This is a genomic window from Desertibaculum subflavum (assembly GCA_003576705.1).
GTDB lineage: Bacteria > Pseudomonadota > Alphaproteobacteria > Ferrovibrionales > Ferrovibrionaceae > Desertibaculum > Desertibaculum subflavum.
In genome coordinates this window covers 1-21,455 of the sequence record QOZS01000072.1, presented here as the reverse complement: position 1 = coordinate 21,455, position 21,455 = coordinate 1, and the positions used below count along the sequence as shown (strand labels likewise).

General features: G+C 67.5%; 20 protein-coding genes. 6 read left to right on the top strand and 14 right to left on the bottom strand.

The window, feature by feature from the left end:
- Positions 1 to 465: 465 nt before the first annotated feature.
- A complete protein-coding gene (locus DT074_RS25065; protein WP_119422601.1) occupies positions 466 to 972 on the bottom strand; it encodes a hypothetical protein in 507 nt (168 codons plus the stop codon).
- 102 nt (positions 973 to 1,074) lie between these two features.
- Here DT074_RS25065 and DT074_RS25060 point away from each other — a divergent pair, with 102 nt between their 5' ends.
- Positions 1,075 to 1,533, top strand: a complete 459-nt coding sequence (locus DT074_RS25060; protein ID WP_119422600.1) for a RipA family octameric membrane protein — start codon at positions 1,075 to 1,077, stop codon at positions 1,531 to 1,533.
- A gap of 149 nt (positions 1,534 to 1,682) precedes the next feature.
- Complete coding sequence (locus DT074_RS25055) at positions 1,683 to 2,774, top strand: hypothetical protein (RefSeq protein ID WP_119422599.1); 1,092 nt, start codon at positions 1,683 to 1,685, stop codon at positions 2,772 to 2,774.
- A 312-nt stretch (positions 2,775 to 3,086) separates the two neighbouring features.
- On the opposite strand, the gene hflX is transcribed toward DT074_RS25055, so the two are convergent.
- The 9 genes from hflX to dusB all read right to left on the bottom strand — a co-directional run bounded on the left by hflX (position 3,087) and on the right by dusB (position 14,576).
- On the bottom strand, positions 3,087 to 4,391 hold the full coding sequence (hflX, locus tag DT074_RS25050) for a GTPase HflX (protein ID WP_119422598.1): 1,305 nt from the start codon (positions 4,389 to 4,391) through the stop codon (positions 3,087 to 3,089).
- Between the two features lie 18 nt (positions 4,392 to 4,409).
- A complete protein-coding gene (gene hfq / locus DT074_RS25045) occupies positions 4,410 to 4,691 on the bottom strand; it encodes an RNA chaperone Hfq (RefSeq protein WP_119422597.1) in 282 nt (93 codons plus the stop codon).
- 328 nt (positions 4,692 to 5,019) lie between these two features.
- Positions 5,020 to 5,871, bottom strand: a complete 852-nt coding sequence (locus tag DT074_RS25040; protein ID WP_119422596.1) for a D-amino-acid transaminase — start codon at positions 5,869 to 5,871, stop codon at positions 5,020 to 5,022.
- Positions 5,872 to 5,886: 15 nt separating this feature from the next.
- Positions 5,887 to 7,263: a Trk system potassium transporter TrkA gene (gene trkA, locus DT074_RS25035; protein ID WP_119422595.1), complete on the bottom strand. Its 1,377-nt coding sequence runs from the start codon at positions 7,261 to 7,263 to the stop codon at positions 5,887 to 5,889.
- 28 nt (positions 7,264 to 7,291) lie between these two features.
- Positions 7,292 to 8,695 carry a nitrogen assimilation response regulator NtrX gene (gene ntrX, locus DT074_RS25030; protein WP_119422594.1) on the bottom strand — a complete coding sequence of 468 codons (1,404 nt, stop codon included), beginning with the start codon at positions 8,693 to 8,695 and terminating at the stop codon, positions 7,292 to 7,294.
- Entirely contained in the window at positions 8,696 to 10,981 is a 2,286-nt protein-coding gene (locus DT074_RS25025; RefSeq protein WP_119422593.1) for a sensor histidine kinase NtrY-like, read from the bottom strand. It abuts the gene before it with no gap.
- A gap of 60 nt (positions 10,982 to 11,041) precedes the next feature.
- Positions 11,042 to 12,481: a nitrogen regulation protein NR(I) gene (ntrC, locus tag DT074_RS25020; RefSeq protein WP_119422592.1), complete on the bottom strand. Its 1,440-nt coding sequence runs from the start codon at positions 12,479 to 12,481 to the stop codon at positions 11,042 to 11,044.
- The gene (locus DT074_RS25015; protein WP_119422591.1) at positions 12,478 to 13,590 is read right to left on the bottom strand and encodes a two-component system sensor histidine kinase NtrB; all 1,113 of its coding nucleotides are present in this window, start codon (positions 13,588 to 13,590) and stop codon (positions 12,478 to 12,480) included. The genes ntrC and DT074_RS25015 overlap by 4 nt, the downstream gene beginning before the upstream one ends.
- A complete protein-coding gene (gene dusB, locus DT074_RS25010; RefSeq protein ID WP_119422590.1) occupies positions 13,590 to 14,576 on the bottom strand; it encodes a tRNA dihydrouridine synthase DusB in 987 nt (328 codons plus the stop codon). Before dusB ends, DT074_RS25015 begins: the two co-directional genes overlap by 1 nt.
- A 101-nt stretch (positions 14,577 to 14,677) precedes the next feature.
- Here dusB and DT074_RS25005 point away from each other — a divergent pair, with 101 nt between their 5' ends.
- Genes DT074_RS25005 through DT074_RS24990 form a run of 4 tightly spaced genes read left to right on the top strand, consistent with a single transcriptional unit; the run spans position 14,678 to position 17,782 of the window.
- A complete protein-coding gene (locus DT074_RS25005; RefSeq protein WP_438503711.1) occupies positions 14,678 to 15,850 on the top strand; it encodes a bifunctional 2-C-methyl-D-erythritol 4-phosphate cytidylyltransferase/2-C-methyl-D-erythritol 2,4-cyclodiphosphate synthase in 1,173 nt (390 codons plus the stop codon).
- Positions 15,850 to 16,344 (top strand): CinA family protein, encoded by a 495-nt coding sequence (locus DT074_RS25000; RefSeq protein WP_119422588.1) that lies wholly within the window; start codon positions 15,850 to 15,852, stop codon positions 16,342 to 16,344. Before DT074_RS25005 ends, DT074_RS25000 begins: the two co-directional genes overlap by 1 nt.
- Positions 16,345 to 16,373: 29 nt before the next feature.
- The gene (locus DT074_RS24995) at positions 16,374 to 17,051 is read left to right on the top strand and encodes a CPBP family intramembrane glutamic endopeptidase (protein WP_119422587.1); all 678 of its coding nucleotides are present in this window, start codon (positions 16,374 to 16,376) and stop codon (positions 17,049 to 17,051) included.
- 2 nt (positions 17,052 to 17,053) lie between these two features.
- A complete protein-coding gene (locus DT074_RS24990; RefSeq protein WP_162915211.1) occupies positions 17,054 to 17,782 on the top strand; it encodes a CPBP family intramembrane glutamic endopeptidase in 729 nt (242 codons plus the stop codon).
- A gap of 5 nt (positions 17,783 to 17,787) precedes the next feature.
- Here DT074_RS24990 and DT074_RS24985 read toward each other — a convergent pair whose 3' ends face one another.
- The 4 genes from DT074_RS24985 to DT074_RS24970 form a co-directional block, all read right to left on the bottom strand.
- Positions 17,788 to 18,270, bottom strand: coding sequence for a type II toxin-antitoxin system RatA family toxin (locus tag DT074_RS24985; RefSeq protein WP_119422585.1), 483 nt, complete (start codon positions 18,268 to 18,270; stop codon positions 17,788 to 17,790).
- A 10-nt stretch (positions 18,271 to 18,280) separates the two neighbouring features.
- Positions 18,281 to 19,222, bottom strand: a complete 942-nt coding sequence (lipA, locus tag DT074_RS24980) for a lipoyl synthase (protein ID WP_438503710.1) — start codon at positions 19,220 to 19,222, stop codon at positions 18,281 to 18,283.
- A 59-nt stretch (positions 19,223 to 19,281) separates the two neighbouring features.
- Positions 19,282 to 20,685, bottom strand: coding sequence for a dihydrolipoyl dehydrogenase (lpdA, locus tag DT074_RS24975; RefSeq protein WP_119422583.1), 1,404 nt, complete (start codon positions 20,683 to 20,685; stop codon positions 19,282 to 19,284).
- Between the two features lie 11 nt (positions 20,686 to 20,696).
- Positions 20,697 to 21,455, bottom strand: a 759-nt coding sequence (locus DT074_RS24970; protein ID WP_368744892.1) for a 2-oxo acid dehydrogenase subunit E2, incomplete at its 5' end; no start/stop codon positions are given.

Sequence of the window (21,455 nt, the reverse complement as noted above, 5' to 3'; positions counted from 1 at the left end):
TTCCGCGGCGCTCCTGTTCCGCGGCGCTCCTGTTCCGCGGCGCTCCTGTTCCGCGGCGCTCCTGTTCCGCGGCGCTCCTGTTCCGCGGCGCTCCTGTTCCGCGGCGCTCCTGTTCCGCCTCTAAGGCGGCTCGCACGTGATGCTAAACTCTGTCAAGTGCGGCTGGACCCTGGTCTGCAGCGGTCGGACCGGGACGGTCTGGCAGCAAGCTCGCGACATCTCTTCCAGGGGCGTAGTTTTTCCTTTCCCGCACCACGGGAAAGGACCGGGGTGAGGGCTTCGGATGCTGGTTCACGATCTAAAAGAGCCGTGCCGCGTTGGTCTGAGGCACAAAATAATATTACACTAGGCGCAAAATTTCCGCCAGTATTTTCCACTCGGGAGCCGACCATCCTGCCAAGCGGACTCGGACAGCGACAGCATCCACGGCAACCGACCGAAGCAGAGTTTCTTCCGGCGTCGGACTCAAGGCGACGTCGTCGATGGGAGAAAGTTCACAACCGCCTGCAGCGTGAAGCCGACCGACAGGATGCCATAGCCGATCCAGCCCATCTTGCGCTCGCGGGAGCGATCCACTCCCGCTGCTACCCACGCCAGGGACGCCGCGATGAACTTCGAGATCAAAGTTGAAAGTAGATAGAATGTCGCAAACAGAATCGTCATTATAGCCACTTCCCTTAGACCGCGCGCGATAGTCCAGCCAACCTGAGCATTGAATAATTCAAGTTTAGAAATCGAGAAAAACAGCATCACAATTAACATCACAACAAACGAGATTTCGAGGATAGTAGGCCGTGTCGGCAACTGGCCCTGAACTGTATGCCAGATGAGCAACCGGCGTCGCCACGCTGTGATCCTGGCCGCGACCGCCTCTGCACTCGACAGCATCGGTATCGCCAGCATCCCCGCCCCGATCAAATCGCAGATTAGCCCGACGACCGACAACCATCCCTTCAGGTCCAGCCAGTGCATGCGCCTCACCCTCAATGCATTCTAGTCGCCTTCTAGCTTTGGTTGAGGCCCGGCAACGCGATATGGATTGGCAGGGCTTTTCGAATCGAGCGGGGGCCAAGCATGCTTGGGGAGCAGCCGGATGTCGCCGCGAACCAGTCCGACCAGATCGACATCGCGACGGTGCAGCAGACCGCATTGAACTTGCTAGCCGCTGAGACGAACAGCTTCTGGCAGGTGAACATCGCACACCTGCTGGCCTTGACCTTGTTGGCGGGTCTGTCGGCGGGCGAGATCGCCAAATCGGCACCCGGCTCTTCGTGGTGGATACCAATATGGGGCATCGCCATTGCGGCCTCCTGGTACTTCTGCATCTGGCGGAGCGACCAACAGCAGCACGCATATCGCCAGGCCGTGATAAAGGTCGAAGAGCAGATGCCGGACCGATTTCGGCTCTTTCTTACCGACGATGTTAAGCGCCTCGCGGATGCGAAATTCAGAATCCGTATTCTGATGAAATGCCTCGCCGTCGGCGCCGGCGTCACGTTTCTGGCACTGCTCATCTGGGCGACGACGAAGTGAAGGTTGGCTGATCCGCGTCGCTGACATCGCCACGCTTTCGGCTCGGTGATGCTGCCGGAACAGATATCGCCCTTCGCCAGTATGGCGGCGCGCGGGCCGGCGACGTCGCGGCACCAGTAGGATCGGATCCAGCATGGGGGGAGGCCGAAATGTTCGGCAATAGGGGCGCGAAGGAGGAGCAGGAGTTTCGCAACTGGTTACGGTCCCATCCTCCGCGGGCAGGCTCCTTGGATGTGTCGCTCAGCGCGTGGAGAAAGCTGCATCAAGTATCGGGGCAGGAGGATACGGCCCATTTCGCAGCATTCACCGCATGGATCGAGGCCATGCCAAAGGAGGACCTCGCTTCCGCGCGGCTGCAGGTTCCCGCCCAGCTGCCAACGCTGCACGGACGCGGGATGAAGGACCATTTCGTTGCCGAGCTGAAAATCAGCTGCCCGGGAAGAAGTGTGGCACTGACCGGCTGGGGGGCGGGGATCGTAGACGCCAACAATTGCAGGTATGTCCATATCAAGGACATGTTCGTCGGAAGGCTTGTGCTGCATGCGATCAACGAGATTCTGATCGAAAATTGTTGGATCGGCAGGCTCCAAATCGGGTCGAAGGTGGTAGGCGACTGCATCATGAAGGGCGGCGGCATACTATCGATCCAGTGCCCACCGCCGAAACCGGACTCCCCATTCACGGGCGCGGTGCACTTCAGTCCAGAGACAAGGTTTCCGGAGAAGAAGACGGACGAGATGCAGGATGCTCAGGCCTACCGCAATTTGCGAGCGCACATGATAGCCTTAGAAAATAATCCGATGGCGAACAAGTTCTACGTGCTCGAACAGCGGTTCGAGCGCGATCGCGAGCACGAGAATTTCGCCAAGGCCGTCAGCTGGCTTTATGCCGGTCTCAGTTCTTATGGTTCATCGATGCTGCGCCCGCTGCTGTGGTTCGGTGGCTTATACGCGGCAACGTTTCTGCTTCTGCTCGTCACCGACGGCGTGGCCCTCGCCGAAGACCGCTTCGGATGGCAGGCCGGCCTTAGTGGTTCAGACTACTGGGCACAGGCGCGACGTGCCTTCTTCCTGACCAACCAATCGACCTTCAATCCGCTCGGCATCTTCGGGGCAAAAAGTATCGCTGCGGCAGCGAATGGATGGCTGGCTTTCTGGCTCGTAATTCACGGCCTGCTATCCGCGATTTTCGCCACGCTCTTCATCCTCGCGGTGCGACGCCGATTCAAGATCGCTTCATGATCAATGACTCAGCAGACCGATCCATGCCGCGATTACCAGCAACGCCGCGCACGCCATGATCGTAAGAGCGACCGTATAGCGCCCAATGCATTGAAGCTCGAAACCGTCTTTGCTCCGCCGGAAGATGATCCTTTCGTCCATGTCTCTGCCCCGATTCGAATTGGGCAGAGGCTAAGCGGCACTCGGCAAACGGTTGGTTAATTAAACGCTAAAATCAGCCTTCACGAATCCGTGAATGCAGTTCGAGATGCTGGCGCTGCCTACAGTCGGCGCGCGCGGCCTCCGGCCCTGATCAGGCGACAGCGCGCCCGATCAGTGCGCCGGCGGCGTTGCCCGGCGCCGCTCGAACCGCGCCAGCGCCGAGGGCTCCAACCCGACCTTGAGGTGGGCGACCCCCGCCTCGTCATCGCGGCGGCTGACCACCTCGCCGTGCCGGTACAGCCAGGCGAGCGTCGCGCCGTCGGCGAGGTCGATATCGAGGTCAACCACGGTGCGGCCGCGGCCGAGCCGCTCGTCGATCCGGTGCAGCAGGTCGTCGAGGCCCTCGCCGGTGATGGCCGAGATCGCCACCGTGTCGGGGTCGCGGCGCGCGCGGTTGCGGAGCTCGGCCGCCTCTTCCGGCGGCAGGCGGTCGATCTTGTTCAGCGCCTCCAGCAGCGGCCGCTCGCTGCCATCGGCGATGCCGAGCTCGGTCAGCACGTCGCGCACATCCGCCGCCTGCGCCTCCGCGTCCGGATGCGAGACGTCGCGCACATGCAGGATGATGTCGGCCTCCAGCACCTCCTCCAGGGTGGCGCGGAACGCGGCGACCAGCTGGTGCGGCAGGTCGGAGATGAAGCCGACGGTGTCGGAGAGGATCGCCTTGTGCCCGCTCGGCAGCGGCAGCTGGCGCATGGTCGGGTCGAGGGTCGCGAACAGCAGGTCCTCGGCCAGCACCTCGGCCCGGGTCAGCGTGTTGAACAAGGTCGACTTGCCGGCATTGGTGTAGCCGACCAGCGCCACGATCGGGTACGGCACCTTGCGCCGGCTCTTCCTGTGCAGCTCGCGCGTCTGCACCACGCCTTCGAGCTCGCGCTTGATCTTGACGATGCGCTCGCCGATCAGCCGGCGGTCCATTTCGAGCTGGCTCTCGCCGGGTCCGCCGAGGAAGCCGAAGCCGCCGCGCTGCCGCTCCAGATGGGTCCATGAGCGGACCAGGCGCGAGCGCTGATAGGTGAGATGCGCGAGCTCGACCTGCAGCCGGCCCTCGCGGGTGCGGGCGCGCTCGCCGAAGATCTCCAGGATCAGGCCGGTGCGGTCGATCACCTTGGCCTTCCAGGCCTTCTCCAGGTTGCGCTGCTGCACCGGCGAGACCACGGCGTCGATCACCACCACCTCGACATGCTCGGCCTCGATCAGCGGCTTGAGCGCCTCGATCTTGCCCTCGCCGATCAGGCTGCCCGGGCGCATGCGGCCGAGCGGCACCGCCTCCCGATGGGCGATGTCGAGACCGATGGCGCGCGCGAGGCCGGCCGCCTCGTCGAGGCGTGCCTCCGGCGCGCGCCGGGCCTCGGCGGCCTGTCGCTTCAGGTAGGGATGCAGGACGACGGCGCGGCGGCCGTCAGAGGGAGCGGTCAATGCGTATCGCGATCCTGATCATCGCGCGGGGGGAATCGGCTCCGCCGGCGGGGTCGAGGTGCCTTGCGCGCCCGGGTCGAACAGCTGGATCGGGCCAGCCGGCATGACCGTGGAGATCGCATGCTTGTAGACCAGCTGGACGTGGCCGTCGCGGCGCAGCAGCACCGAGAAGTTGTCGAACCAGCTGATGACGCCCTGCAGCTTGACGCCGTTGATGAGGAAAACTGTCACGGGAAGCTTGTTCTTGCGGACGTGGTTCAGGAAAACATCCTGCACGTTCTGCGGCTTCTCGACGGCCATGGTTCACCTGTTTTGTCGTTACGCCGCCCTTTCGCCGGACGGCTGGTTCCAGAAGATGGTGCAAGCGGGCGCGCGAAGCAACCCCGTGGCGGTTAACCAACGAAGCTTGTGCGGTATGTGCTCAGATTGAACCGCCGGTCGCAGGGTAAGCCCTCTCTGCCCCTTAGGGGCGGAGAGGGTTTGGGAGAGGTGGGGCGCGCCGCTTCTCGACGAGAATCGTAGGTGCGCAACGCATCCGCGCGCGCGCATTTTCTCAACCCGCATCCTCCCCACCTCACCCAACCCTCTCCCCCCTCTTCGAGGGCGGAGAGGGCTTTTTCGTGGAGCATCACGCCGCCATGTGGTCGCGGTAGGCGCCGATCAGGGCGCTCGCGACTTTGCCGGGCTTGCCGTCGCCGATCTTTGCGCCATCGATGCTGGTGACCGGCATCACGAAGGATGTGGTGGAGGTGATGAACGCCTCGCGCGCCGCCTTCGCCTCGGCCACCGTGAACGGCCGCTCGATGACGCGGATCTGCCGCTCCGCCGCCTGGCCCAGCACGGCGATGCGGGTGATGCCGTTCAGGATCGAGTTGTCGGCCTTGCGGGTGATCAGGTTGCCGTCCTGGTCGACGATCCAGGCATTGGTCGAGGAGCCTTCGGTGACGCGGCCTTCCTCGTCGACCAGCCAGGCCTCGTAGGCGCCCTGCTCCCGCGCCGCCTGCTTGGCCAGCACGTTGGGCAGCAGCGCGACCGTCTTGATGTCGCAGCGGCCCCAGCGGATGTCGGGCGTCGTGATCACGGCGACGCCCTTCGATTGCCGCTCGGCGACGCCGGCGAAATCCATCCGCTTGGCGGTCGCGACCAGCACCGGCCGGGACGCTTTCGGGAAGGGATGGTCGCGGCGCGCCACGCCGCGGCTGATCTGCAGGTACACGCTGCCTTCGCTCACGCCGTTGCGCCGGACCAGCTCGCGCAGCACGGCGAGCAGCGCCCGGTCCGACATGCGCCACTCGATGCGCAGCTCGCTGAGCGAACGGTGCAGCCGCACCAGATGGCCCTCGTCATCCACCAGCCGGCCGCCGGACACGGCGATCACCTCGTAGATGCCATCGGCGAACTGGTAGCCGCGATCCTCGATATGGGTCGTGGCACGGCCATGCGGCACATAGCGGCCATCGACATAGGCAACACGCGACATCTGCTTCCCTCGATCTCAGAAGAATTCTAGCCGGACCGCGAACAGCTTCTCCAGCGCCTTGACGCGATCCTTCAGCGCGAACATCACCACCCGGTCCTTCGCCTCCACCACCGTCGCACCGCGCGGCAGGATCACCTTCGGCCCGCGCACGACGGCGCCGATGATCATGCCGTCCGGCAGGGCGATCTCGCGCAGCGGCTTGCCGACCAGGGGCGAGGTGGCGAGCGCCTCCGCCTCCACCACCTCGGCCGAGCCGTCGCCGACCGAGTAGAGGTTCTTGATCCGCCCCCGGCGCACCTGGGTGAGGATGGTCGAGACCGTGGTGGTGCGCGGATTAAAAGCAACGTCTATGCCAAGCGAGGGCAGCAGCGGCTCGTAGACATGGTTGTTCACCAGGGTGACGACCCGGCGGCAGCCGAGCCGCTTGGCCAGCAGCGAGACCAGGATGTTGGTCTCGTCGTCATTGGTCAGCGCCACCAAGGTCTCGGCGGAAGGGACGCCGGCTTCGCGCAGCAGGTCGACATCCAGCGCATCGCCCTTCAGCACGATGGCGCGGGACAGCCGGTCGGCGGCGAGCTCGGAGCGCTCCGGCGAGCGGTCGATGATCTTCAGCCGCACGTTCGGATGCGCGGCCTCGATCTGCTCGGCGAGGAAGCTGCCGATATTGCCGGCGCCGGCGATCACGATGTGGCGGGCCGCCGCCTCCTCGTGGCCGAACAGCGACATGGCGCGGGCGACATGGTCGGTGGAGGCGACGAAATGCACTTCGTCGCGCGGCAGCAGCATGTCCTCGTCCGTCGGCACGATCAGCTTCTCGTTGCGCTGGATGCCGACGATCACCGCCTGCAGGCCGGGGAACAGCTCGGTCAGCGAGCGGAGCGGCGTGTTCAGGATCGGGCAGCTCTCGTCGAGCCGGGTGCCGACCAGGCGCACGCGATCCTCGCAGAACGGCACCACCTCGACCGCGCCGGGCACGGAAAGCTGCCGCTCGACCGAGCGCGCCACCTCGATCTCCGGCGAGATGATGGTGTCGATCGGCAGCTCGGCGTCGCTGTAGAGGCCGCGCCAATGCGGCTTGAGGTAGCCCTGATGGCGCACGCGGGCGATCTTGGTCGGCGTGCGGAACAGCGAATGGGCCACCTGGCAGGCGACCATGTTGACCTCGTCGCTGTGCGTCACCGCGATCAGCATGTCGGCCTCGGCGGCGCCGGCCTGCTCCAGCACGTCGGGCAGGGAGGCCCAGCCGACGATCGCGCGCAGGTCGTGCGCGCCGGTGAGCCGGCTCACCGCCTCCGGCCGGTTGTCGACGACGGTGACATCGTTGTTCTCGCGGGCCAGTTCGCGCGCGATGTTCGCGCCGACCTGGCCGGCACCGCAGACGATGACCTTCAATGGCCCGCTCCTCGCCCGGCTCTGCCCGTCAGTGCTGGATCGTCAGCCCGCGCTCGCTGGTCTGGACCCCGAGCGATTTCAACTTGCGATGCAGCGCCGAGCGCTCCATGCCGACGAAGCTCGCCGTGCGCGAGATGTTGCCGCCGAAACGGGTCACCTGGGCCAGCAGGTATTCCCGCTCGAACAGCTCGCGCGCCTCGCGCAGCGGCAGCGACATCAGCTCGTCGCGGCGCTCCCGGCGAAACCCGACCCGGGCGACGCCCGACAGGTCGTTCGGCAGCATCTCGGCGCCGATCGGCGTGCGCGCATCGCCCGGCGCCATGATCAGCATGCGGGCCACGATGTTGCGCAGCTCGCGGACATTGCCGGGCCAGTCGGCGGTCTGCAGCACGGCGATCGCGTCCTCGCCGATCTCCCGCGGCGGCAGGCCGTGCGCCTCCGCCTCGCGGCGCATGAAATGCCGCACCAGCATCGGGATGTCCTCCCGCCGCTCGCGCAGCGAGGGCACGGCGATCGGCACCACGTTGAGGCGGTGGAACAGATCCTGCCGGAACCGGCCGGCGGCCATCTCGGTTGCCAGGTCGCGGCTGGTCGCGCTGATCACCCGGACGTCGACCTGCACCTTGTTGGCGCCGCCGACCCGTTCGAACGACTGGTCGATCAGCACGCGCAGGATCTTCGACTGGGTCTCGACCGGCATCTCGGCGACCTCGTCGACGAATAGCGTGCCGCCATGCGCCTGCTCCAGCACGCCGGTGCGGCGGCGCAGCTCCGGCGCGGCGCCGCTCTCGACGCCGAACAGCTCCACCTCCATGCGCTCCGGCGCCATCGCCGCGGCGTTCAGGATCACGAAGGGCCCGTCCGCCCGGCGCGAATGCGCGTGCAGCGAGCGGGCCACCACTTCCTTGCCGGCGCCCGGCGGGCCGCTGATCAGCACGCGGCTGTTGGTCGGCGCGATGCGGTCGATCGCCTGGCGCACCGCGTGCATGACCGGCGAATCGCCGATCAGCTCGAGGCCGTTGCCGGCGCGGACCTTGAGCTCGCGCACTTCCTGGCGCAGCCGCGCCGCCTCGATGGCGCGCGAGACCTGCAGCAGCAGCCGGTCGGCCTTGAACGGCTTCTCGATGAAATCGTAGGCGCCGCGATGGATGGCCGAGACCGCCGTCTCGATATTGCCGTGGCCGCTGATCATGATCACCGGCAGATCGGGATGATCGCGCTTGACGATGTCGAGCAGCTCCAGCCCGTCGCGCCGGCTGCCCTGCAGCCAGATGTCGAGAATGAGCAGCGACGGCGCCCGCGCGGCGACGGCGCCCAGCGCCTCCTCGTCGGTCTTCGCGCCGCGGGTGCCGTAGCCGTCGTCCTCCAGGACACCGGCGATCAGATCGCGGATGTCGTCCTCGTCGTCGACGATCAGGATGTCATGCGCCATTCAAGCGACCTTGTCCTGCGCCACCGCGGTCTCCCCGCCGCGCTCCGGCGCCGTGGTGGCGTCGGCGACGAGCGGCAGCGTGAACCGGACCACCGCCCCACCGCCTTCGGCGTCGCCGAGCGATATCTGCCCCGCATGTTCTTCTACGATCTTCTTGACGATGGCAAGCCCGAGACCGGTGCCCTTGGTGCGCGTCGTCACATAGGGCTCGGTCAGGCGGTGGCGATCCTCCACCGGCAGGCCCTTGCCGTTGTCGATGATCTCGACCACGGCCCGGGCCCCGTCTCTGGACAGCCGCAGGCGGATCTCGCCCTTGGGCGCATCCGGATCGCGCTCGCGGCGCGCGTCGATCGCCTCGGCGGCGTTCTTCAGCAGGTTGGTCAGCACCTGCGCGATCTGGCGCCGGTCGCACCGGACCACCAGCGGCTCGTCGGGCGCCTCGATGCGATAGGCGATCTCGGGCAGCGCCATCTGCTGCGGGAACACGCCCTGACGCACCAGGTCGAGCAGGTTCTCCGGCGCGAAGGACGGCGCCGGCATGCGGGCGAAGGCGGAGAACTCGTCGACCATGCGGCCGATATCGCCGACCTGGCGGATGATCGTCTCGGTGCAGCGATGGAAGACTTCCGGATCGGAGCTTATCTCCTTGGCGTACTTACGCTTCAGCCGCTCCGCCGAAAGCTGGATCGGGGTCAGCGGGTTCTTGATCTCATGCGCGATGCGGCGCGCCACATCGGCCCAGGCGGCCTGGCGCTGCGCCGCGACCAGCTGCGTCATGTCGTCGAAGGTGAAGACGATGCCCGCCGTCGTCGCCTCGCCGCGCTCCATGGTGGCGTTGACGACGAGGTTGCGCGTCGCGCCGTCGCGCACCACGTTGACCTGCGCCTGGCGGCCGCCGCCCGCGGCATAGGCCATCTCCGCCAGCTCGGTGAATTCCGGCACCGCTTCATCGAGCATGCGCCCGGTCACCGCGTCGGCCGAGAGCGCCAGCATCCGGCAGGCGGACGGGTTGACCAGCTCGATCCGGCCATCGGCGTCGACACCGATGACGCCGGCCGAAACGCCGCTCAGCACCGCCTCGGTGAAGCGGCGCCGCTCGTCGATCTGGGCATTGGCGGAGACCAGCGCGTCGCGCTGGGTCTCGATCTGGCCGGTCATCCGGTTGAAGGCGCGCGACAGGCGGGCCAGTTCGTCGTTGCCTTCGCTGTCCCTGACCCGGGCGCTGAGGTCGCCCGACCCGACGCGCTGCGCCGCATTGATCAGCTGGATGATCGGCGTCGCCAGCCGGGTCGCGATGGCGAGACCGAACGTCACCGAGGCCAGCAGCAGCAGCACCGAGACCAGCACGAAGACCATGGCGAAGGTGATCTCGATGCCGGAGCGGGCGGCCGCCAATCGCTGATAGCCGCTGGCCGCAAGGCGCACGCGCTCGACATGGTCGAGCACCCGCGAATCGATGAAGCGGCCGACATAAAGATAGGCGCCGACCACGCTGTCGAGCCGGACCAGGGCGCGCACCCGGTCGTCGCTGCCCGAGGTCAGCACCACCACCTCGCCGGTCTGCGCCCGGTCGAAGGCCCAGTCGGGCACGCGCTCGAACTCCATCAGGAAGGCAAGGCCGCTGCGCGCCAGGATGTTGCCGCCGCGGTCGACCACCATCGCTTCCGGCAGCGCCCGTACCCGTGCCTGGGTGCCGACCAGCGCGCTGAACAGCTGCGGGTCGCGGGCATAGACGGAGACCGCGCGGTTGAGGTCGGTCGCCATCGCCAGGACGTCGGCGGTGATGGTGCGCCGGTGCTCGGCGATATAGGCCTCGGCCACCACGTTGGATTGCTGTACGGCGGTGCGCACCTGGTCGCTGAACCAGGACTGCAGCCCGCGGTCGAAGAAGATCGCCGAGAAGACAGCGATGACGATGGTGGGCGTGACCGTCACGAAGGTGAACAGGCCGACGATGCGGGCATGCAGCCTGGAGCCCGCCGCGTTGGCGCGCCGTTCCGACCATAACCTGACCAGCCGGGTCGCCACGAAGGCGACCAGGATCAGCAGCAGGAAGAAATCGAGCAGCAGCAGCAGGCGCAGCAGATCCGGATCCGGCACCGCCGGCGCCGTGCCGCTCAGGACGAAATAGGTCGCGACTCCGGCGAGCAGGGCGGCGATGCCGCAGGCGACGGCGGCCTTGCGCAGCAGCCCGACCCGCCGGGCCCAGGCCATCAGGGCCTGGGCCAGCGCCAGGGTGCGGGAGCCGCCCTCGGCGGCAGGGGAATCCGGATCGGCGGCGACCACGGCGTCACACTAGCGAAGGGCAGGCCGGCCGTCGATTAAGCCCCGGAATGGCCGCGGGCCTCATTTGAGGCCGCGGATCACCGGAATTTCCAGGTCGCGGATCTTCTTGCGCAGCGTGTTGCGGTTGAGCCCGAGCAGCTGGGCGGCCCGGATCTGGTTGCCGCGGGTGGCCCCGAGCGAGAGGGAGATCAGCGGACGCTCGATCTCGCGCAGCACCCGATCGTACAGCCCGGCCGGCGGCAGCTTGCCGCCATGCGCCTCGAAATAGCGGGAGAGATGCCGCTCCACCGCCGAGTTCAGGCTCTCGTCCGATTCGGGCTCGGTGCGCGATTGCGAGGGCAGCGGCTCGGCCAGCTCGTTCTCGACGATGGTGAGGTCGATCACCTCCTCCGAATAGAGCGCAGTGAGGCGCCGAACGAGGTTCTCGAGCTCGCGCACATTGCCGGGCCAGCGATAGCGCTTCAGATAGTCCATCGCGTCCGGCGCGATGGTCTTCGACGGCAGCCCCTCCTCCACGGCGCGCGACAGGAAGTGGCGCACCAGATCGGGGATATCCTCCGACCGCTCCCGCAGGGGCGGCAGGCGGATCGGCACGACGTTCAGCCGGTAGAACAGGTCCTCGCGGAACAGGCCCTGGTTGATCAGCTGGCGCAGGTCGCGGTTGGTGGCGGCGATGATGCGCACATCGGTCTTCAGCGGCACCCGGCCGCCGACGGTGGTGTACTCGCCCTGCTGCAGCACGCGGAGCAGCCGCGTCTGCGCCTCGAGCGGCATGTCGCCGATCTCGTCGAGGAACAGCGTACCCGCCTCGGCCTGCTCGAAGCGGCCGGCGGAGCGCGTGGTGGCGCCAGTGAAGGCGCCCTTCTCGTGGCCGAACAGCTCGGACTCGATCAGCTCGCGCGGGATCGCCGCCATGTTGACGGCGACGAACGGCCCGCCCTTGCGCTTGCCGTAATCGTGCAGCGCGCGCGCCACCAGCTCCTTGCCGGTGCCGCTCTCGCCCGCGATCATCACGGTGAGATCGGTCGCCATCAGGCGCGCGAGGATGCGGTAGATGTCCTGCATCGCCGACGACCGGCCGATCAGCGGCAGCTTCTCGCCTTCCGGCTCGACCACCGCGGCACGGGGCAGCTTGGGCAGGCTGAGCGCCCGGTCGACCACGTTGATCAGCTGGCGGATGTCGAACGGCTTGGGCAGGTATTCGTAGGCGCCGCGCTCGGTCGCCTTGACCGCGGTGAGCAGCGTGTTCTGCGCACTCATCACGATGATCGGAAGGTCGGGGCGCAGCTTCTTGATGCGCGGCAGCAGGTCGAGGCCGTTCTCGTCCGGCATCACGACGTCGGTGATGACGAGATCGCCTTCGCCGTCCGAGACCCAGCGCCACAGCGCCGCGGCGGTGCCGGCCGATCGCACCTGATAGCCGACACGGCCGAGCGCCTGGTCGAGCACGGTGCGGATGCCGCGATCGTCGTCGGCGACGAGGATCGTGCCCTTGCTCATGGCGCCACCTCCGGACCGATGTCATGCAGCGGCAGCAGCAGGCGGAACACGGTGCGCCGGGGCCGGCTGTCGAACTCGATCACGCCGCCATGATCGCCAACGATCTTGGCCACGAGGGCAAGGCCGAGTCCGGTCCCCTTGGGCTTGCCGGAAACGAAGGCGTCGAACATGTGGGGCTGGATGTCCTCTGGGATGCCGGAGCCGTTGTCCTGGATGCTCACTTCCAGGGGGAGCTTGGTGCTCTCCCCGCCGGCACGCGTTGCAAGACGCACGCCATGTCGGTACGCGGTGCCCAAAATTATCTCGCCGCCGGGCTGGTCCCCCACCGCCTCTGCCGCGTTCTTAACCAGATTGAGCACCGCCTGGATGAGGAGGTCGCGGCTGCCGAGCGCCGGCGGCAGCGAGGGGTCGTAGCGCTCCACCATCTTGATGTGCCGGGCGAAACCGGTCTGGGCGATCTTGCGGACGTGCTCCAGCACCTCGTGGATGTTGACCGGACCCATCGCCACCGCGCGCGGATCGGAGAACAGCTCCATGCGGTCGACCAGGGCACAGATCCGGTCCGTCTCGTCGCAGATCAGCCGCGTGAGCTCGCGGTCGCCGGTCGCCGCGTTCTGCTCCAGCAGTTGCGCCGCGCCGCGGATGCCGGATAGCGGGTTCTTCACCTCGTGCGCCAGGATCGCCGCCATGCCGACCACCGAGCGGGCCGCGCCGCGATGGGTCAGCTGGCGATCCATCTTCTCCGCCATGCCGCGGGGATCGAAGCGGAGCACGACGCTGCCCGGCTGATCGAATAGCGGGCTCACCTTCACGTCGACGATCTGCGCCTCCATCTTCGGCGTCCCGATCTCGATGCCGTATTCGGAGACGGTGGTGCCCTCGATCTGCACCTGGGCGACCAGCGACAGCACCGGCGAGCCGAAGGGCAGCAGATCCTTCAGCTTCTGCCGGCACAGAAGCGGCGTCGATTGCTGCAGGAACTGCTCGGCCGCGCTGTTGGCGAAGCGGATGTTGCCGTCGAAATCGACCACCAGCAGTGGGTCGGACAATGCCGCCAGAACCGCCCCGGGATCGACCATCACTTCGGGCGAGAGGCGGACCTGGCGCATCAGGCCGCCCGTCGTTCGAGCAATGGCGCGTAGAACTCGCGCGCCGTCTGCACCACCGCCTTGGGATCGGCGATCCGCATCACGCGGTCACGAAAATCGGCGGCCCCCGGCAGACCCTTGACGTACCAGGCGACATGCTTGCGCGCGTGGCGACTGCCCTGCTCGGCGCCGTAATGCTCCAGCATGGCCTGGTAGTGCTGGAGCAGCGTCTCCATCTGCTCGGTCAGCGGCGGATCGGGCAATCGCGTCCCGGTCTTCAGGTAATGCGCCACCTGCTTGGGAAACCACGGCCGGCCATAGGCGCCACGGCCGATCATCACGCCGTCGGCGCCGGACTCGGCCAGCGCCGTCTCCGCATCCTCGATGCTGGTGATGTCGCCATTGACGATGACGGGGATCTTCACCGCCGCCTTGACCTCGCGCACATAGGCCCAGTTGGCGCTGCCTTCGTAGAACTGGCAGCGGGTGCGGCCATGCACGGTGACCATCCTGATGCCCGCATCCTCGGCGATGCGCGCGAGCGCCGGGGCGTTGCGGCTGTCGTGGTCCCAGCCAAGCCGCATCTTCAAGGTGACGGGCAGCGCCACCGCCTTCACCGTCGCTTCCAGGATCTTTGCGGCGTGGCCAAGATCGCGCATCAGGGCCGAGCCGGCATGGCCGTTGACGACCTTCTTGACCGGGCAGCCCATATTGATGTCGATGATCGCCGCGCCGCAATCCTCGTTCAGCTTCGCCGCCTCGGCCATCACCTCCGGCTCGCAGCCGGCGAGCTGCACCGCCATCGGGAATTCCTCGGGCGTGTTCTGCGCCATCTGCAGCGACTTGCGGCTCTCCCGCACCATCGCCTGGGAGGCGATCATCTCGGACACGACAAGCCCGGCGCCCGACCGCTTGACCAGGCGGCGGAACGGCATGTCGGTCACGCCCGACATCGGCGCCAGGATCACCGGATCCTCGAGTGTGACGGCACCGATCTGTATGCTCATTTTTTTAGCATTGATAATTGTTGCTGCTTTCTTGGGCAATTATGCACGATCTCCGCTGCAATGCAACATGAAGATGGCGCGGCCAGCTTGGCGGCCAAGGGATGGCCGGATACCGTGGTTGCATGACTGTCGTCGCACTGATCGTTGCTGCCGGACGGGGAATCCGGGCCGGAGGGCCGGTGCCGAAGCAATATCAGCTGCTGGCCGGGCGCCCCGTGCTGGCCCATTGCCTCGCCCGCTTCGTAGGCATTGCCGCCCTCGATCATATCCGGGTGGTGATCGGGGCGGAGGATACCGAGGCCTATCGCGCGGCCAGCGCGGGCTTCGACATCGGGCCGCCCATTCCCGGCGGCGCCACCCGGCAGGAATCGGTGCGGGCCGGCCTGGAGGCGCTCGCCGCGCTCGCGCCGGCCAAGGTGCTGATCCATGACGCGGCCCGGCCGTTGGTGCCGCGCGAACTCATCTCGGCCGTCATCGATGCCGTCGATGCCCAGCATGGCGCGATGGCGGCGCTGCCGGTGGCCGACACCCTGAAGCAGGGCAGCGCGACGGGCCTGGCCACCGGCCCCGACCGTACCGGCCTGTGGCGCGCCCAGACGCCGCAGGGCTTTCCCTTCCAGCCGATCCTCGACGCGCATCGCCGCTTCGCCGATGCTGCGGCGACCGACGATTCGGCGCTGGCCGAGCTCGCCGGCCTGCCGGTCCGCGCCGTGCCCGGCAGCGAGCGCAACCTGAAGCTGACCACGGCCGACGACATGCGGACCGCCGAACGCCTGCTGAGCGCCGAACTGGCCGATATCCGCGTCGGCCACGGTTTCGACGCGCATGCCTTCGGCGAGGCGCGGCCGCTGATGCTCTGCGGCGTCGCCGTGCCGCACGACCGCGGCCTCGCCGGCCATTCCGATGCCGATGTCGGCCTGCATGCGCTGACCGACGCGATCCTGGGTGCGCTGGGCGAGGCCGATATCGGCCAGCACTTCCCGCCTTCGGACCCGGCCTGGAAGGGCGCCGCCTCCGCCCGCTTCCTCGCCCACGCGGCGGAGCTGGTGGCGCGCCGCGGCGGCATGATCGCCCATGTCGACGTCACCCTGATTTGCGAGCGCCCGCGCATCGGCCCGCATCGCGAAGCGATGCGCGCCGCCATCGCGGCCACGCTCGGCCTCACGCTCGACCGGGTCAGCGTCAAGGCCACCACCACCGAACGCCTCGGCTTCACCGGCCGCGGCGAAGGCATCGCCGCCCAGGCCACCGCCACCGTAAGGCTGCCGCTCTGATGTTCCCGCCCAATCTGATCGATGCCGCGACGCGCCTGCTCGCCGAATGCCGTTCGCGCCGCCTCAAGCTCGCCACCGCCGAGAGCTGCACCGGCGGCCTGGTCGCCGGCCTGCTGACCGAAATCGCCGGCTCTTCCGACGTAGTGGAGCGCGGCTTCGTCACCTATTCGAACGAAGCGAAGAGCGAGCTGGTGGGCGTGCCGCCCGAACTGATCGCGCGGGTCGGCGCGGTGAGCGAGGAAGTCGCCCGCGCCATGGCGGAGGGCGCCGTGGCGCGCGCCAGGGTCGACATCGCCGTCTCGGTCACCGGTATCGCCGGGCCGGGCGGCGCGACGCCGGGCAAGCCGGTCGGCCTGGTGCATTTCGCCTGCGCCCGCGCCGGCAAAACCACAATCCACGAGCGACGCGAATTCGGCGAGATCGGCCGCGGCCCGGTGCGGCTCAAATCGGTCGAGCTCGCGCTCCAGCTCCTCGCCCGGCAGGCGCGCGCCTGATCGCCACCGCTGCACCTACGGCCCGCTGGGTGCCGACCGGGCGGGACCTGGCGCTCGGCGTCGCGCTGCATGTCGCGCTCGGCACCCTGTTCGGCTACGGCTCGATCCTGCCGTTCCAGCTGCCCGGTCTCTCGCTGTTCGGCGAGGCGGCGCTGCCCGCCGGGCTCGACGATTACGCCTGGGAGGTCGTGATCCTCAGCGCCCTGCTCCCCTATCTCTGCCGGCGCGATATCGCCGGCCGGGAGGCATTGTGGATCGACCGCACGGATTGGGGCTATGTGCTGGTCCTGGTGATCGGCGCCTACATGCTCGATATCGTCGCCGACTTTGCCATCGACGGCCTGCTGCCGACTTCGGACGGCACGCCGGATGACGGGATCCGAGCGGAACTGGAAGGCCTGCGATTTGCCCCGCTCGACTTCGCTCTCTACGCGACCTGCATCTCGGTCGTCGGCCCGGTGGTCGAGGAGCTGGTGTTTCGCGGCTGGCTCTACGCACACCTGCGCGCCAGGCTCGGCGCGCTTCCCACCATATTCCTGACCGGCGCTTTGTTCGGCCTGCTGCACGGCGGACCGCCCGGCTACGCGATTTCCATCGCCGTGAGCGGCATGATCTACGGCGCGTTGCGCGAATTGACCGGCGGCATCGTCGCGCCGACCGCCGCCCATGTCCTGAACAACACCATCGCCACCCTGGGTGACCTGTGATCTTGCCGACCGACAGCGCCGCCACCGAACCGCCGCCGACGGGTCGCGAAGTGCTGGCCGGCATCGTGCTGGTGGCGGTGATCCTGTTCGGCGCCTTCGGCGCCGTTCTCTGGCTGACCCGCGGCACCGACATGCCGGACGAGCGGCCGTTCTCGTTCGATTTCGCCACCGCGATCCTGGTGCAGAATGTCGGCTTCCTCGCCGCGGCGTTTCCGCTGCTGCTGACGCGGCGCGCCCGCGCCTTCGCGGCGCTCGGCTTCCAGCCGGCACGGCTCCGCGACTTCTTCGTCTGGGGCGCCGTCGTCTTTGTCTCGGCGCTGGTGCTGCGCCAGGCGGTCGGCCTGTTCCAGCAGGTGACCGGCCGGCCGGTGCAGGTGCCGGCCTACGACGTCATGAGCTGGGGCCTGGCCGATCTCGGCTTGCCGGCCATGCTGTTTCTCGCCGCGCTGCTGGCGCCGCTCGCCGAGGAAATCGCCTTCCGCGGCGTGATCTTCGGCTGGCTCCGTCGCCGCCTCTCCTTCCTTCCCGCCGCCATCCTGCAGGCGCTCCCCTTCGGCCTGCTGCACATCCAGCTCGAACACGTGCTCTACGCGACGCTGCTCGGCGTGATGCTGGCACTCGCCCGCGAGCGCGGCCGCTCGCTCTGGGTGCCGGTCGTGATCCATGTGGTGATCAACACGGTGGCGGTGACGGCAATCTTCCTCGGCATCGAGGCGCCGGCATCGCCGTAGATCCGCTACGCGACCGTGGAGGATCCCGGTAGCGGCTGCCGACCCACCGCGCCGATCCCGGGACCGTACAGCGCCCGCGCCCTGCCCTCGAAGGCGCTGATCATGCGGCGGCAGGCTTCCTCGAACAGCAGGCCGATCATCTTCTCCAGCAGCTTGGAGCGGAACTCGAAATCGACGAAGAAGTCGATCTCGCAGCCCTCCGGCATCGGCAGGAAGCGCCAGCGGTTGGTCAGGCGCTTGAACGGGCCGTCGGCATAGGTGACGTCGATGGCGTGCGGGCGGTCCAGCACGACGCGGCTGGTGAAGCGCTCGCGGATCATGCGGAAGCCGATCGCCATGTCGGCGATCATCAGCCTGTCGGTGCGGCTGCGGATGCGCGCGGCGGTGCACCAGGGCAGGAATTCGGGATAGCGCTCCACGCCCGCGACCAGATCGAACAGCTGCTCCGGCGTATAGGGAAGGACGCGCTTCTCGGCGTGCGTCGTCACGCGGCCGGACTCATTTGGCGACCGCGCGCTGCGCCTCCCGCGCGGCGCGCAGGCGCGTGAAGTCGTCGCCGGCGAAATACGAGGACCGCGTCAGCGGCGAGGACGACACCATCAGAAAGCCCTTGGCGAAGGCGAGGCGCTTGAACTCCTCGAACTCGTCGGGCGTGACGAAGCGGTCGATCGCGGCGTGCTTCGGCGTCGGCTGCAGGTACTGGCCGATGGTGAGGAAATCGACATCGGCGGCGCGCAGGTCATCCATCACCTGGATCACCTCGGTCCTGGTCTCGCCGAGGCCGACCATGATGCCGGATTTGGTGAAGACCGAGGGCTCCACCTCCTTCGCCTTCTGCAGCAGGCGGAGCGAGGCGAAGTAGCGCGCGCCGGGTCGGATGGTCGGGTAGAGCCGCGGCACCGTCTCGAGATTGTGGTTGAACACGTCGGGCCGCGCCCGCGCCACCGCCTCGATCGCGCCCGCCTTGCGCAGGAAGTCCGGCGTCAGCACCTCGATCGTCGTGGTCGGCGCGGTGGCGCGCACGCATTCAATGGTGCGGACGAACTGCATCGCGCCGCCATCGTCGAGGTCGTCGCGGTCGACCGAGGTGACCACGACATGGGCGAGGCCCAAGGTCGCCACCGCCTCGGCCACATGCTCCGGCTCATGCGGGTCGAGCTGGTCCGGCCGCCCGGTCGCCACATTGCAGAAGGCGCAGGCGCGGGTGCAGACCGAGCCCAGGATCATCACCGTCGCGTGCTTCTGCTTCCAGCACTCGCCGATATTCGGGCAGGCCGCCTCCTCGCAGACCGTGGCGAGGTTCAGCCGGCGCATCAGCGCGCGGGTCTCGTTGTACTCGCGCGACATCGGCGCCTTGACCCGGATCCAGGTAGGCTTCCTCTGGATCGGGTTGTCCGGCCGGTTACGCTTTTCCGGGTGCCGCAGGGCAGGATCGCTCATCATCTCAGGATAGACCTAGAACGCTGAACGAGCCATTTCCAGCGCCGGCAGCGCAATCCTCAGATGTGCAGGGTGCGGCCATAGGCCGCCAGCACCGATTCGTGCATCATTTCCGACAGCGTCGGGTGCGGGAACACGGTCTGCATCAGCTCGGCCTCGGTGGTTTCGAGCGTCTTGGCCACCGTGTAGCCCTGGATCAGCTCGGTCACCTCGGCGCCGACCATATGCGCGCCGAGCAGCTCCCCCGTCTTGGCATCGAACACCGTCTTCACCAGGCCCTCCGGCTCCCCAAGCGCGATCGCCTTGCCGTTGCCGATGAAGGGGAAGCGGCCGACCTTCACCTCGTGGCCCTTGGCCTTCGCCGCCGCCTCGGTCAGGCCGACGCTCGCCACCTGCGGCGTGCAATAGGTGCAGCCTGGGATGTTGGTCACCTGCATCGGGTGCACGCCCTTCACGCCGGCGATCTTCTCGACGCAGATCACGCCCTCGTGCATCGCCTTGTGCGCGAGCCAGGGCGGGCCGACGAGGTCGCCGATCGCATAGACGCCGGGCTCAGCCGTCCGGCAGTATTCGTCGATCACCACGTGGGCCTTCTCGACCTTCACCTTGCTGCCCTCCAGGCCGACATTCTCGACATTGCCGACGATGCCGACGGCGAGGATCACGCGGTCGACGGTCAAGGTCTCGGTCTTGCCGGTTTTGTCCTTCAAGGTGGCGGTGACGTTATCGGCACCCTTCTTCAGCTCGGTCACCGTGGTGCCGACTTTCAGCTTCATGCCCTGCTTCGTGAAGGCCTTGGCGGCGATGGCCGAGATCTCTTCGTCCTCCACCGGCAGCACGCGGTCGAGCACCTCGACCACCGTCACCTCCGAGCCGAGCGTGCGGTAGAAGCTCGCGAACTCGATGCCGATGGCGCCGGAGCCGACGACGAGCAGCGATTTCGGAATCGCCTTCGGCACCATGGCTTCCTTGTAGGTCCAGATGAGCTTGCCGTCCGGCTCCAGCCCCGGCAGCGAGCGCGCCCGCGCCCCGGTCGCCAGCACGATGTGCTTCGCCGTGAGCTCGGCGAGCGGCTTGCCGTCCTTGGTCACTTTCAGCTTGCCGCAGCCGGCCAGCGCACCGTGGCCGTCGAACACCTCGATCTTGTTCTTCTTCATCAGGTGGCGGACGCCGTTGGAGAGCTGGCTCGCCACCTTGCGCGAGCGCTCGATGATCTTGGCGAAGTCGATCGACACGCCGTCGACCTTGAAGCCGAAATCGCCGGCATGCTTGATGATTTGATACACCTCGGACGAGCGGAGCAGCGCCTTGGTCGGGATGCAGCCCCAGTTGAGGCAGATGCCGCCGAGATGCTCGCGTTCGACGACCGCGGTCTTCAGCCCGAGCTGCGCCGAGCGGATCGCCGCCACGTAACCGCCGGGCCCGCCGCCGACGACGATGAGGTCGAAATTCGTATCGGCCATGACCGGCCTCCTCACAGCATCATCGTCAGCGGGTCTTCGATCAGGCCCTTGAAGACCTTGAGCCACTCCGCACCCAGCGCGCCGTCGACGATGCGGTGATCGCAGGACAGCGTCACCGACATCACGGTCGCGATGGCAAGCGCGCCCTGCTTCACGACGGGGCGCTGCTCGCCGATGCCGACCGCCAGGATCATTGCCTGCGGCGGGTTGATCACGGCGCAGAAATCCTTGATGCCGAACATGCCGAGATTGGAGACCGAGAAGGCGCCGCCCTGGAACTCGTCCAGCTTCAGCTTGCCGGCGCGGGCCCGGCTCGCCAGCGCGCGCATCTCGGCGCCGATCTCGCTGAAGCCCTTGCGGTCGGCATTGCGCACGATCGGCGTGATCAGGCCTTCGTCGAGCGCCACCGCGACCGAGACGTCGAAGTTCTTCGACAGCAGCACCTTGTCGCCGCCCCAGACGGCATTGGCCTTCGGCACCTTCTTCAAGGCCAGCGCGCAGGCCTTGATGATCATGTCGTTGACCGACATCTTGCCTTCGCTGAGCTTGGCGTTGAGCTGCTTCCTGAGATCGAGCAGCGCGTCGAGCTCGCAATCTACCGTCAGATAGATGTGCGGGATGTCGCGTTTCGCCTCGGTCAGGCGGCGCGCGATGGTCTTGCGCATGCCGCTGAGCGGCACTTCCTCGTAATCGCCGGGCGGAATCGCGACCGGCGCGGCAGGCGGCGGCGCGGCAGGCGCGGCGGCCGGCGCCGCAGCCGCGGGCCTCGG

Excerpts from the sequence above, each read along its gene's own strand:
- DT074_RS25065 (WP_119422601.1), bottom strand. The coding sequence starts at position 972 with ATGCACTGGCTGGACCTGAAGGGATGGTTGTCGGTCGTCGGGCTAATC.
- DT074_RS25060 (WP_119422600.1), top strand. The coding sequence starts at position 1,075 with ATGCTTGGGGAGCAGCCGGATGTCGCCGCGAACCAGTCCGACCAGATC.
- DT074_RS25055 (WP_119422599.1), top strand. The coding sequence starts at position 1,683 with ATGTTCGGCAATAGGGGCGCGAAGGAGGAGCAGGAGTTTCGCAACTGG.
- hfq (WP_119422597.1), bottom strand. The coding sequence starts at position 4,691 with ATGGCCGTCGAGAAGCCGCAGAACGTGCAGGATGTTTTCCTGAACCAC.
- DT074_RS25040 (WP_119422596.1), bottom strand. The coding sequence starts at position 5,871 with ATGTCGCGTGTTGCCTATGTCGATGGCCGCTATGTGCCGCATGGCCGT.
- ntrX (WP_119422594.1), bottom strand. The coding sequence starts at position 8,695 with ATGGCGCATGACATCCTGATCGTCGACGACGAGGACGACATCCGCGAT.
- ntrC (WP_119422592.1), bottom strand. The coding sequence starts at position 12,481 with ATGAGCAAGGGCACGATCCTCGTCGCCGACGACGATCGCGGCATCCGC.
- DT074_RS25015 (WP_119422591.1), bottom strand. The coding sequence starts at position 13,590 with ATGCGCCAGGTCCGCCTCTCGCCCGAAGTGATGGTCGATCCCGGGGCG.
- dusB (WP_119422590.1), bottom strand. The coding sequence starts at position 14,576 with ATGAGCATACAGATCGGTGCCGTCACACTCGAGGATCCGGTGATCCTG.
- DT074_RS25005 (WP_438503711.1), top strand. The coding sequence starts at position 14,678 with ATGGCCGGATACCGTGGTTGCATGACTGTCGTCGCACTGATCGTTGCT.
- DT074_RS25000 (WP_119422588.1), top strand. The coding sequence starts at position 15,850 with ATGTTCCCGCCCAATCTGATCGATGCCGCGACGCGCCTGCTCGCCGAA.
- lipA (WP_438503710.1), bottom strand. The coding sequence starts at position 19,222 with ATGAGCGATCCTGCCCTGCGGCACCCGGAAAAGCGTAACCGGCCGGAC.
- lpdA (WP_119422583.1), bottom strand. The coding sequence starts at position 20,685 with ATGGCCGATACGAATTTCGACCTCATCGTCGTCGGCGGCGGGCCCGGC.